Source organism: Streptococcus uberis (genome assembly GCF_900475595.1).
Classification (GTDB): Bacteria; Bacillota; Bacilli; order Lactobacillales; family Streptococcaceae; genus Streptococcus; species Streptococcus uberis.
Genome location: NZ_LS483397.1, coordinates 321,105 through 333,471 on the forward strand (window position 1 = coordinate 321,105; position 12,367 = coordinate 333,471).

General features: G+C 31.1%; 11 protein-coding genes and 3 pseudogenes. 12 read left to right on the forward strand and 2 right to left on the reverse strand.

Annotation, left to right across the window (positions count from 1 at the left end; translation table 11 throughout):
• The 4 genes from DQM95_RS01855 to rpsI all read left to right on the forward strand — a co-directional run bounded on the left by DQM95_RS01855 (nucleotide 1) and on the right by rpsI (nucleotide 2,587).
• Nucleotides 1-516 carry an NYN domain-containing protein gene (locus DQM95_RS01855; protein WP_037593242.1) on the forward strand — a complete coding sequence of 172 codons (516 nt, stop codon included), beginning with the start codon at nucleotides 1-3 and terminating at the stop codon, nucleotides 514-516.
• Between the two features lie 154 nt (nucleotides 517-670).
• The gene (locus DQM95_RS01860) at nucleotides 671-1,531 is read left to right on the forward strand and encodes a DegV family protein (RefSeq protein ID WP_037593245.1); all 861 of its coding nucleotides are present in this window, start codon (nucleotides 671-673) and stop codon (nucleotides 1,529-1,531) included.
• A gap of 195 nt (nucleotides 1,532-1,726) precedes the next feature.
• The gene (rplM, locus tag DQM95_RS01865) at nucleotides 1,727-2,173 is read left to right on the forward strand and encodes a 50S ribosomal protein L13 (protein WP_012657823.1); all 447 of its coding nucleotides are present in this window, start codon (nucleotides 1,727-1,729) and stop codon (nucleotides 2,171-2,173) included.
• A gap of 21 nt (nucleotides 2,174-2,194) precedes the next feature.
• The gene (gene rpsI / locus DQM95_RS01870) at nucleotides 2,195-2,587 is read left to right on the forward strand and encodes a 30S ribosomal protein S9 (RefSeq protein WP_012657824.1); all 393 of its coding nucleotides are present in this window, start codon (nucleotides 2,195-2,197) and stop codon (nucleotides 2,585-2,587) included.
• Between the two features lie 135 nt (nucleotides 2,588-2,722).
• Here rpsI and DQM95_RS01875 read toward each other — a convergent pair.
• Both DQM95_RS01875 and DQM95_RS01880 read right to left on the reverse strand, forming a co-directional pair.
• Nucleotides 2,723-3,875, reverse strand: a pseudogene (locus DQM95_RS01875) (tyrosine-type recombinase/integrase); the annotation flags it as partial.
• Between the two features lie 49 nt (nucleotides 3,876-3,924).
• A complete protein-coding gene (locus DQM95_RS01880) occupies nucleotides 3,925-4,515 on the reverse strand; it encodes a helix-turn-helix domain-containing protein (RefSeq protein WP_037593247.1) in 591 nt (196 codons plus the stop codon).
• 158 nt (nucleotides 4,516-4,673) lie between these two features.
• On the opposite strand from DQM95_RS01880, the gene DQM95_RS01885 reads away from it, so the two are divergent.
• The 8 genes and pseudogenes from DQM95_RS01885 (at nucleotide 4,674) to DQM95_RS01920 (ending at nucleotide 12,359) form a co-directional block, all read left to right on the forward strand.
• Nucleotides 4,674-4,967 carry a hypothetical protein gene (locus DQM95_RS01885; RefSeq protein WP_037593249.1) on the forward strand — a complete coding sequence of 98 codons (294 nt, stop codon included), beginning with the start codon at nucleotides 4,674-4,676 and terminating at the stop codon, nucleotides 4,965-4,967.
• 127 nt (nucleotides 4,968-5,094) lie between these two features.
• Nucleotides 5,095-5,373 carry a hypothetical protein gene (locus DQM95_RS01890; RefSeq protein ID WP_037593251.1) on the forward strand — a complete coding sequence of 93 codons (279 nt, stop codon included), beginning with the start codon at nucleotides 5,095-5,097 and terminating at the stop codon, nucleotides 5,371-5,373.
• A gap of 12 nt (nucleotides 5,374-5,385) precedes the next feature.
• Nucleotides 5,386-6,243: a phage replisome organizer N-terminal domain-containing protein gene (locus DQM95_RS01895; protein ID WP_037593253.1), complete on the forward strand. Its 858-nt coding sequence runs from the start codon at nucleotides 5,386-5,388 to the stop codon at nucleotides 6,241-6,243.
• A gap of 99 nt (nucleotides 6,244-6,342) precedes the next feature.
• Nucleotides 6,343-6,555 (forward strand): annotated as a pseudogene (locus DQM95_RS01900) (antitoxin); the annotation flags it as partial.
• A gap of 365 nt (nucleotides 6,556-6,920) precedes the next feature.
• Nucleotides 6,921-7,622, forward strand: a complete 702-nt coding sequence (locus DQM95_RS01905; protein WP_170123119.1) for a nucleotidyltransferase family protein — start codon at nucleotides 6,921-6,923, stop codon at nucleotides 7,620-7,622.
• A 437-nt stretch (nucleotides 7,623-8,059) separates the two neighbouring features.
• A pseudogene (locus tag DQM95_RS01910) lies at nucleotides 8,060-8,464 on the forward strand (DUF7149 domain-containing protein); the annotation flags it as partial.
• A gap of 46 nt (nucleotides 8,465-8,510) precedes the next feature.
• On the forward strand, nucleotides 8,511-11,267 hold the full coding sequence (locus DQM95_RS01915) for an SIR2 family protein (protein WP_037593259.1): 2,757 nt from the start codon (nucleotides 8,511-8,513) through the stop codon (nucleotides 11,265-11,267).
• Between the two features lie 765 nt (nucleotides 11,268-12,032).
• Nucleotides 12,033-12,359, forward strand: coding sequence for a TIGR04197 family type VII secretion effector (locus DQM95_RS01920; protein WP_037593261.1), 327 nt, complete (start codon nucleotides 12,033-12,035; stop codon nucleotides 12,357-12,359).
• Nucleotides 12,360-12,367: the final 8 nt, after the last annotated feature.

Sequence of the window (12,367 nt, forward strand, 5' to 3'; positions counted from 1 at the left end):
ATGAAGAAAAGACGACTACTGGTTGATGGCTATAACATGATTGCCTTTTGGGAAGAAACACGACAACTCTTCAAAACCAATCAATTAGATCAAGCCAGAACAGTACTGCTGAATAAGCTCAATAACTACGCCCATTTTGAGAAGATTGAGATCACCTGTGTCTTTGATGCCCAGTTTGTCCCAGGTGTCCGCCAACGCTATGACCAATACATGATTTCAGTGATTTTTACTGAGGAAGATGAAACAGCAGACGCCTACATTGAACGCATGGCCGCAGAGTTAAATACCAGTCTAAACCTGGTCGAAGTGGCAACCAGTGATCTCAATGAGCAATGGGCCATTTTCTCCCAAGGCGCCCTGCGCGTCCCAGCCCGTGAATTAGAACGCCGAGTCAACACTGTCAAATCCGATTTGGAAAAAATGTCCAAATCCATCGAAATGAAAAAACCAAAACTCCGCCCCTTTGAGGAAGCTAATCTTCAAAAACTCAAAGACTTTATGGATGATTTGGGATGAGTGAGTTAAAAGAAAGAAGCACTTGGGTGCTTTTTTGTTTTCAAGGCAAGAAAACAGTTTCATGACAGATGCCCTTGCAGGACCCTTTAAATTTTGTTAGAATAACACAATAATAGTTTGATAATCAAACTAATCAAAGAAAAAAGGAGATGCTATGTCATTTGTATTATTGACAGATTCCACTGCTGATTTAGATGGCCAGTGGGCTAAAGCAAACAAAGTTGATCTACTAGGCTTAACCATTGAATGTGACGGGATTACCTATGAAACAGTGGGCCCCAATGCCCTTGACAGTGAGACTCTGCTGGCCAAAATGACGGCTGGCAGCAAGCCTAAAACCAGTCAAATCAACGTAGGGACCTTTGAAGAATATTTCCGACAAAAAGTCAAAGCAGGCCAAGCCGTTTTATATATAGCCTTTTCATCTATCCTATCGGGGACTTACCAGAGTGCTGTCATGGCCCGTCAAATGGTTCTAGATGACTATCCAGAAGCTGTGATTGAAATTGTGGATACCCTAGGTGCAGCTGGTGGTGAAGGCTACCTGGTCATGTTGGCGGTCGAGGCGCGTGATCAGGGACAGTCACTGGAAGCGGTCAAGTTGTTGATTGAGGATACCGCACCGCGCTTGCGGACCTACTTTTTGGTGGATGACCTTTATCACTTGATGCGTGGAGGCCGTTTGTCTAAAAGCTCCGCTATTCTAGGAAGTATCGCCAGTATCAAACCCATTTTGTGGATAGATGCTCAAGGGAAATTGGTGCCCATCTCCAAAGCGCGTGGTCGTAAAAAAGCCTTACGTGACATGGAAGAACGCATTGCCAGTGACATTGACGATTCACGGGTAGTTATTGCCCATTCCGTAGATCCAGAAGGGGCAGAGCAGTTAAAGGCAAGCTTGTTGGCTAATCCTAAGATTTCAGACGTGCTTGTGATGCCACTAGGACCAGTCATTGCCGCCCATGTTGGCCCCAAAACCCTTGCCGCTTTTGTCATTGGACACAAGGAAAGATAAGTCAGCCTGTAAAAGGAATAAAAATAAAAATAATACTGTCAAAGTACTTGCTAGCCACAAGTATTTTTGTTATTATAGTAGGCGGTATTGTTTACCCCATTTGAAAGGCCCCGGAACCTTCCAAATACCCTTTGATGGGACGGAACACCCATCAACACTTGTAAACAAATATTACGAATTCGTATAGGAGAAATCATGAACAAAACAACTTTTATGGCTAAAACTGGCCAAGTTGAACGCAAATGGTACGTTGTTGACGCAACAGATGTACCTCTTGGACGTCTTTCTGCAGTAGTTGCTAGCGTACTTCGCGGAAAAAACAAACCAACTTTCACACCACACACTGATACAGGTGACTTTGTAATTGTTATCAATGCTGAAAAAGTTAAATTAACTGGTAAAAAAGCAACTGATAAAATTTACTACACTCACTCAATGTACCCAGGTGGATTGAAAGCAATCTCAGCTGGTGAACTTCGTTCTAAAAACGCTGTTCGTTTGATTGAAAAATCTGTTAAAGGCATGCTTCCACATAACACTCTTGGACGTGCACAAGGCATGAAATTAAAAGTATTTGTTGGACCTGAGCACACACACGCTGCACAACAACCAGAAGTACTTGATATTTCAGGACTTATCTAAGAGGAAAGGAGCATTTAAATAATGGCACAAGCACAATATGCAGGTACTGGTCGTCGTAAAAACGCTGTCGCACGCGTTCGTTTAGTTCCAGGTACTGGTAAAATCACAGTTAACAGCAAAGATGTTGAAGAATACATCCCACACGCTGACCTACGTTTAGTTATCAACCAACCTTTCGCAGTAACATCTACTGAAGGTTCATATGACGTTTTCGTAAACGTTAATGGTGGTGGATACGGTGGTCAATCAGGAGCTATCCGTCATGGTATCGCTCGCGCATTGCTACAAGTAGACCCAGACTTCCGCGATTCATTAAAACGCGCTGGACTTCTTACACGTGACGCACGTATGGTTGAACGTAAAAAACCAGGTCTTAAAAAAGCCCGCAAAGCATCACAATTCTCAAAACGTTAATATCAGTGATATATCAACGTTTACAGGCACTTTGCAAGTCATTTGCAAGGTGTCTTTTTTATTGCCATTTTTACTTTTGATACCTTTTTTGATACCGTCTCGGAAATCTTTTGACTTGGTTTGTTTTGTTAAATTTGATTTTTTTAGATATTCAGCAAATTGTTTAATAGATTTATCTTCACCAACTGCTGTAGCATGACTATAGGTATCAAGAGTCATTTGACTGCTAGCATGTCCTAGTCTCTTAGCAGTATTAACTGGATCAACACCAATTTCAATCATTAATGTTGCATGAGTGTGTCTGAAACCATGAGGACTAATTTTTTTTAGATTATGTTTTTTAATGATTTTATCTAATAGGTTATTGATATAGTCGGCATGGAGAGGCTTTATATCCCCATTTCTTGAACAATAAGTGAAGAGATAATCGTTATCAATCGAAAGAGGTGCAACTGAAAGTTGTGCCTTTTTCTTTTAAACTAATGTCTTTCCATTGTTTTAGGATGCAAATTGTCTCAGAGTCAAGCTTAATTTGCCTAGTGGAAAATTGATTTTTAGTGCCTTTTTCAATAGCATGCCCATCAATCCGACCTAAACTTTTTGAAACAGAAAGTATTTCAGTAATGATGTTTAAGTCTTTCCACTTTAGAGCATATAACTCTCCCTTTCTCAAACCACTATAAGCTAGTAGTCTAAAGAGTGCATAATGTTTATATGGTTCTTCCTCGTGAACGATTGATAAGAAATGCTTTAGTTCATTAACTGACCAAAAATTATTAACTTGCTTTGTATTATTTCTAGGCATAATGACATCACTAATTGGATTATGTTGTAGTAATTTCATCTTCATTGCAAAGTCAAAAATCTGACCGGTATAAGACTTGATTTGTTTGATATTTTTAAATGTTTTAGCTTTATTAGTGATAAAGTTTTGACAATCAAGTGGGCTTATTTTACTAATTGGAAGTTGCCCAAATTCTGGAAGAATATGAAGACGAAACATATCATATGTTCGGGAAGCAGTCGTTTGCTCTACGGTACCTAAATAGGCTTGATACCATTCTTTGAACACTTCTTCATAGGTACGTTGGACAGGTTTAACAAAATCTTCTAACTTCCCAGAAGATTTTAGGTAGAGTATTTTCGCTTCATAGTCTTTAGCTTCTTTTCTAGTTCGAAAACCTCTTTTTATATGATCGTGTCGCTCACCGTCACGTATCATATAAACTTTAACAAAGTATAAATAACCTGATTTGGCTTTTTTGCTGGGATATTTGTGAATGGACATTGTAATTTCTCCTATATTTCTTAAGGTTAAAATAAAGAAATTACTAATTTTATTTCCAAGATTTAAAAAATGGAATACCTTGTTCGTCTATCTTTTTTAAAACATCTTCATTTCGTTTGATTTTTTCAGGTTCTTTTTCCCAAGATTGCCATAAGTAATGAAATTTACTTTTTGGATCACCACTTCTATTAGCTATAGCTGGGAGTTCTTCAATTTTTTCGTTTAAATTTTGCTTTAATAATTCAACAACTGCTGAAGGATATTTATTGGAATATAGTATATCTATATAGTTATCTAAAACTTGTTTATTTAACATATCATCCATTATTTCTACAATTGCATCCAGATATGGAGTAGAAGTAAGCATCATATCCAAAGTTTTACGACCCTTAATTTGTTCAGTTAAGCCCTTTACAATACTTTCATTAGTAAAATCTAGAATTTGTGGATTATTATCGAGTCCTAAAATATATGGTGTTGATACCCCAAAATAGTTAGCTAATTTCTGAGCATTTTCTTTCTTAGGAGTTCTGATTCCTTGATTATATCCAGAAAGTGTTGGATAAGCAATACCAGTATCTTCGCTAATCTCTGTAAGTTTTTTCCCACTTTCTTTGATAAGTTTTTCAATATTGTTCATATGATTCCTTTCATAAAGTTATTATAGTATATATTTTAACATAAATTATTCAAAATGAATAAAAAAAGATTGACATAAATTCAAAATGAATTTATAATGAATAAATATAATTCAAAATGAATTATTTCGGAGTTTATAAAATAAAGAATGGAGTCATGATGGCTTATAGTTTAGAAGAACAGGAAACATTTATCCAATTTGATGCTTTAACTAAAACTTGGACAATTGAAAGTAGTTATTCACCTCATGTGAATAGAATGCTCAAACAACCAGATGCATATAAAATACTTAATACTGAAGTAGAAGATGATAGGGTTATCTGGATGCAAGCTAATGTACTTATTGGGGAAGACTTTTCAATAAATATTTTTCCAAGAAAAAAGAGGAAATTAACTGAGGAGCAACGTAATGAATTATCTGAATGGATGAAAAAGACACGAGTGAGCCAATGAAAATAGGAGAATTTATAGATACAAAGCTAGGTTCGTGTTAATAACCAATTCTATTTGTATGCTTTACTTAATCAATGTAAATAGGAGATAAACTACTCTATTTAAATAAAATATAAGGGGAAGAAAGATGTTAGATGGAATAACAGTTCAACTGCCAAAAGCAACTGAGAAAAAAATTTTTGCAAAATACGATAGTATGGTTCAAATAGCCATTGCAAAAGCATTAGAAGATAAAGAATTACATAAGCCTTTAGTCCGTATGGCTGGGTTATGTAGGTGGTTGGATGTATCGACAACAACAATTGTTAAGTGGCAAAAAGAAGGGATGCCACATATGGTCATTGACGGAGTGACCTTATATGATAAACGTAAAGTAACCCAATGGCTAGAACAGTTTGAAAGGTAGTTGGTGAATATAATGGGTGATGTAAAATGGATCAAAATTACAACAGATATTTTTGATGATGAGAAGATTCAACTTATTGAGTCGATGCCTGAAGGAGATTCTTTAATAGTTATTTGGTTGAAATTACTTGTTTTAGCTGGAAAACAAAATTATAGTGGTGTTTTAGCACTTGGAAATAAAGTGTTTTACACAGAAGAAATGTTGACGACTGTTTTTAGAAAAAAGCCAACTACAATTAAACTTGCATTAAAAGTTTTTGAAGAATTCGGTATGATAAGATTTATTAATGGAGCTATTACAATTCCAAATTGGCAAAAACATCAAAATATTGAAGGAATGGAAAAAATAAGGGATCAGACTAGGGAAATAGTTGCTCGACATAGAGATAAGCAAAAAAGATTGGCAAATGGTGAAGTTGATATTTTATTAGAAAGTAACGTTACTAGTAACGTTACAGTAACGGATGGTAACGATGAAGTAACGCAACAGATTAAGAACAAGAAAGAGAAAAAGAAAAAGAATATTGATATTAGTTCTAGAGAGAAGTATCCAGAAGAATTAAAATCAGAGAATTATTATATTAAAACTGAATATTACTCACTACTACAAGTTATAGCAGATAAATATAATGACAAGTTTTGTTTTCCGAATGGCTATACTTTAACTCATCACCAAAAAATGAAAATTGGAGAGTATTTAAGTGAAAGGTTTGTAACTAGTGATGAAGTATTGTCTATTATAGAACGGATTCCTGAGGATGTAGAATCTCCGTTAGCCTATTTATTAAGTTCAATCGAACGATTGAAGGAAGAGAGAACAATTGAACAAAAAGCTATTGCATACGAAAATGATAGAAGAAGTCATAGTTGAGTAATTAAATATTATAAAATAACCTCATATAAGATATTAGGTTATTTTATGTTATTATATGTTTAAAGGAGCAAAACTATGTCATAAACTTATCAAAGGACTTTAGAAATTGAAGTTTTGAATGAATTAATTGCAGGTGCGGTAGCAACTCAATTTCATAAAACAAATGAAAAACCAAATAGATATAATAAAATGCTTTTAAATCAGCTTGAACAAGCCGAAAGAATTAATTTATTTGAGTTGGAGCTAGAAGAATTAAAAGAACTAACACTATACTGGAAAATGATGAATCAGTTAGTCTTGAAATCTTAAGTTGGTTTATGACCGAAAAGTAAAATAATGGATTTAAATCTTATATAAAATTTTAGAGATTGAGATCATAACTGAAGCTATTCAGGAATATAAAAGCAATGACTTAACAAAGTATTAACTCAAGTATTAGAAACTGATAACAACTTAATTTTTGATACTTTAATTCTTCAAAAAACGAAAAGCGTTAAACGTATTGAACTTTTTAACTGTAAAAAGAATGAACTTAAAAATATACTCTATTGTTCTGTTATGAATAATTTTACTCAAGTATAATTGATTAAATTTTATGAAAAAACGATATTAAGAATTATTTGATGTTGAATGTGATTAAGTATGATAAAAATAATAGGGATTTTACAAGGCACATGGAAAATAAGGATAAAACTGTGGGAAACTTTTTCTTAAGAGTTAATCAAATTAATAAAGTGATAACAGATGAATATCCAGAAGTAAAACGATTGAAAGACAAAACATTATCAAGTCATTCATTGGGATGTACATCACAGCAAATAGATATTCCAAAGATAGAAAAGTTTATATTAACAATTAATCAAATTAATTTAGCAATAACAGATGAATATTTTGAAGTAGTAGGATTGAATGATAAAGTTTTAATAAGAGATTATTTTGAAACTACATTACATGATATAGATGTCCAAGAAATTATAAAATTACGACTTGTATTTCATGAATCACTCAATGATTATTTAATGAAAACAATGACTGGAGATTTACCGCTTTTGTATCGTGTGAAATCATCGGAAAGAATTCAGAAAAAAATAAAGCAAAATATATCTGAAGGTGGAAAAGATATAAAAGAAATATTAAATGATATTCTTGGATTTAGGCTTATTTTAAACTCTTCACTAATTGAAGAATTACTGATAAATTTTGAAAGGTTTAAGAAGGAATATGGATTAATAAATTTGATTTCATATGAGCAAAAAGATTATCGTGGACTCCACCTATATTTTGAACAAGTAGGCTGTTTACCTTGGGAACTACAAATATGGGATGAGAAAGATTTATTATCGAATATTGAATATAAAAGATACGTTCACAAATAAAAAATGCTGGCTTAACTCATTCTAAATGATTTTCAATTAGAATGAGTTAAAGCCTATTTATTTTAAATTGGATTCTTTGTTGGAGAAAAATAGTATGTTCTTAAAACTTTCCCTTTAAAAATTATCTTAATAATTTTCAAATGCGCTCTTATACACCATAAAATTTTTCAAATTATTAATGGTATCCGTGCAGAAATTTTTTCTAAAAATTTCAAAGGCGCACTTACACACCACAAAATTTTTCAAATTTTATTATATTGTTTGTACTTGTTAACGAGTGAGAGTTTTAAGTATAAACCATATGTTGAAATTGTATTCGAGTAAGTAAAAATTTAAAATCATATATGATTTGGCCATCTTCTATTAAAAATTTGATGATATAATATAATAGGAAGAATACTTTATTAAAAATCAACTTAATAATTTTGAGGAGAAATATAGCTGTAAATGGAGTTAGTTTAAAAGCAAGTATGAATAAATATATTCAAGCAATCATGCCATTGGACGAAGAGAAACAAAGTTTTAATAGAAAAATTGTAAAATACTTATCGAGCTTGAAAAAAAACAAAAATGAAACGGAAGAGTTTCAAAAAAATTTACTAAAGGACTTCTTAGTAGAAGTACTTCCTAACAACTTCATGAATACGTCGAAGAATATTGATCTTGCTATATATAATTTTAAAGATTCGGAATCCACTTTAGGAGTTATTTTTGAATGTAAAAGTTTGAATAATAAGTTTGAGATGATGTCCAAAGAAAACTTTAATTCAAAAGCTTTTCAAGAAGCAGTTGCTTACTATTTGAAAGAAAGGATTGTTAATAAAAACATAGAGATAAAGAAGATTTCTTATATTACTGAAAGTGAAGGAAATTATGAGGTGTTTTATTATGGACGATGATTATATTTTAGCTAAGCGACAAGTTATTAAATCAATGAATGATAACTCTCTCATTCTATTTGTAGGAGCTGGAATCTCAGTAAATTCTGGGCTTCCAACTTGGGAAGGACTAATTAGTTCTTTTAAAGATGAGCTACAAATTTCAAAAAATGAAAAAAGTGCCAAAGATAATTTGAGAGTTGCACAATATTATTATGATACATTTGGTCAAAACCATTATATAAAAAAAATTGAGGATATGTTTTCTAAAGGTGAGACCCCATTACCGAATGAATTACACAGGCAAATCGCTAAAATCAGACCAAAACACATTATTACAACAAATTATGATACATTACTTGAACAACAATTTGACCAAGAAATTTTTAAATACAATGTAGTTGTTGAGGACAAAGATATTCCGTACACAGATTCGGAAAATTACCTATTAAAAATGCATGGAGATTTGAACAAAAAAAATTTTGTTCTTAAAGAGGATGATTACTTAGATTATCATTTGAACTTTCCGATGTTAATTACACTTATACAATCATTGATAATGAACAATACTTTATTGTTTGTCGGATATTCATTAGAAGATTCAACATTTAATTCAATATTTAGACTAATTCAAAATAGTTTTTCTTATGATGCCAAAATTGCCTATTTTTATACTACTTCCAAACCATCAAATATTGTTAGAGAATATTATAGAAAAAAAGGTATATACATAATCTCAAATGAAAGTGATGAATTAAAAGATGAAGCAAGTAGAAAAGACATTGATTCTAGATATTATTTAACACAGATATTTTTTAATGAAATTTTAGAAAATAATCAGGATAATATTATCAATAGTATAAGATTATGGGATAAGATATCGTTCCTGGATAAAATGAATTTTGTTGAGATAAACGATATACATAAATATTCCAGACTTTCTAATAGAGCAATACATCTTGATGATAAATATAATTGGGTTAAAGAAAGTGAAAGTAATTTTGATATAACAAACATCGAACTGATAAACTTTGTTAAAGAAAAAACTCTTCTAAGGAGTTTCTTTAATATAAACTTACCAGACGAAAGACAAATAAGAAAAAATGATTTATTATTTGAACCATATCAACTTTACAAAGAAAAAAAATATAAACTTGCTAAAGTGAAATATAGGGAGATTGCTAATTTATCATTTCAACGAAAAGATTATATTAACTTTTTGATTTGTGAATTTAATTTTAATCACATACATGATTCCTGGGGTCCTGAAGAAAATGACTATCCAAATCCTATAATATCAGTTGAACTAGAACAATTGACTCAACAACTAATCGATTCTTTATCAGGAGATGATAAAAAAATAATTGAATATTTTAGAGATAATATTCTTAATATGCATTTTTTGTATAGTAAACTGGAGAAAATTAATGATTTGTTTGATAAAATTCGTGATGAAAATCAGAATTATAGAAATGGAGGACGTTCTTTCAATAATAATCTAAATAAATCAGCATTTTTAATACGTAATCTACAACAATTCTTAGATTCAAATTGTTTATGTGTGGAGCAATACGCAATTTATAAATCAATAATAAACAGATATCTTGAAATATTACTTCTAAGTTACGATAATGCTAATACCGTACCTAAAACTACTATGTTTGGTAATGAAACAACATCGTCTATTTTGAAGGAAATAGATTTAGAAGATGTTAAAATTATTTTGCCTAATATTGATAAAAACAAAATTAAATATTACTTATCAAATTATTCTTTGAGTAGAATAAAAATATCTAAAGAGGCTAAAAGTTATATTTTTAAGCGTTTTGATACACTGGTTAATATGAATTTTTCTATGATTGATGATAATTTTCATGAATACAGACGAATCCTAACTTTATTGTCAATGATTGACTATGATGAGTTAACAAGTTTAATAGAAGCTGTAGGAAAAATAAATGTAAATTATGAACTAAGCTCAGAAATAAGGGGGATATTAAAAACAATAATTGAATACTCAGATTTGTTGACAGTAGAAGATAAGTTATCTCTTGAAGAAATTTTGATAAATCAAATATCGCTAATTGAAGAAAGTAATCATTCCACTTTTTATTCACTATATGAGTTATATAAGATAATTTTAGATATGTGTAATACTGATGAAAAAAGAGAAATAAAAGTAGAAAAATTAGAAATACAGTTATTGAAAATAAAATATAATAAAATTGAATCGAGCAATATTTTTGCATTTCATTCATTATTCCTTCATTTTTTTAATTATCTATCTGAAGAAACACAGAGTTTAGTATTGAAAATATTATCTACTTTTACAGAGGAGAATGTTAGTTCAGAATATTATCACAATATTATTGAAATTATGGACAAAAAAATATTTGATTTCCCAAATTTAAGAAATTTTATTTATGATAGCTTGATTAATGAAATTAATAAAAAAAATCAGGTTAGAGGAATACAGATATTTCCAGATCCTTGGAAAAGATCAATTTCACAACTTTTTAATCTGTGGAGGAAAGGATACTTTAATGATAAAGAAATATTATCAGATATTGAAGCTGAAATTGAAGGTATCTTTCCTGAGGTTGATTGGGTTTGGTTTAACAATCACAGTGAAAAAGTTATTGAAAAATTATTAGAGGACCGTGAATTATCAAATATTAAAGAATATTTTGCCACGACTATCGAAGAACAAAGAGAGTTGGATAATTATGTTGTTAAAACATATGATAAAAAAAGAATTAAAAAATAGTATAAAATTGGATAAACTTTTTGTTTCTTTATTTTATAAGCTCCAAAATAATTTTGATACCTTTTTGATACCGTAATGTATAATTTATTTGTGTATAAGTGAAAGATTTTACTATTTTATTATTAATAAATACTGTTAATACAGATATTTGTGTACAAGTGAGAATATTAACCAAAAACCAGGTCTTAAAAAAGCCCGCAAAGCATCACAATTCTCAAAACGTTAATATACTGTTATATCAACATTTGGAAACACTTCATGGTTCACACTATGGGGTGTTTTTTTTGTATTACTTCCTAAAGTGTGACGAAATTGACCTAGCTGTTGTGACTTTAGTCGCTTACAGATAAGACTGTAAAGGAAACGAAGTTTTAGTGATTCAATACGGATGTATTGTATTAGAAATTTTTTTAAAATTAATATCATGTGAGTTTTATATGTGAATCTAAAGATCAAAAATGCTATACTATACTCAATGAAAATTAGAGAAAATGTCACTTTCAAAATGGATATAAGAATAAAGTGTAATTTATAGATGTGAGTCTGGCTTTGCTTTTGACAACTTTGAAGTGTCATTTAAAAAAAGTCACTTAAAGTTTATAACTTGCCGAGTTATTAGAAAACATCAACCAAGTACATCCCTAAGTGTAGGAAGTTGCAACTCAAAATGGTTGAGGTATTTGTTCACAATTTTATTAATCCAATGATTGTAAGAAACGTTTAGGAAGGGATACGCTTTTTTGAATAGATGAGATAGGAGAGAGTATGGGAGAAGTTAAAAGTGATGCTGGTATAGCAGGGGATATCGCAAATTCAATACAAGCCGGTGTTAATGGTATTTCTGACGCAGGAACAGTATCAAAAGATGGAACCAGTCACTATCAAGGTAATACCAAAGCATCGTCTTATATAGATAAAGAGAATCAATACAGTATTGACTTATCATCAACAGTTACACAACTGATTGCTAGCATAAATAATATCCATAGTGACTTTGAGGCAATGGATGTTAAAATCAGTAATGAAATATCGAGCAATACTAACTCAACTAAGAAGTCGACAACTCCTAGACCTCATTTATTTCCAAGATAGGAAGAATC